This window comes from Capnocytophaga sp. oral taxon 332 str. F0381 (genome assembly GCF_000318275.2).
Lineage (GTDB): Bacteria > Bacteroidota > Bacteroidia > Flavobacteriales > Flavobacteriaceae > Capnocytophaga > Capnocytophaga bilenii.
The window spans coordinates 1-279 of the sequence record NZ_KB291258.1; positions in this window are offsets into that span (position 1 = coordinate 1).

A 279-nucleotide genomic window follows, 5' to 3' on the forward strand; every position below is an offset into this window, starting at 1 on the left:
CCATGATTTATATCTCAGTTATGTTCTAAAAAAAGATAACAGAAACCCTATTTAAGAAAGGAATAGATTTAAATTATTTAGACCCTGATGCAAAAACACAAAACTATTATATAAAGGTAGAAGCATTAGTAGGAAAGGAAGAGTCAAGTGCTTTTGAGCTTAGCTTCAAAAATGTAGAGCTTGAAGTAAGTAAAAGCCCCGTAAAAGTAGAGGTTGGGAAAAAGAAGGAAGAAGAAAAGAAGGAAGAAGAACCATTAGAAGAAGGGGCTTGCCCACATT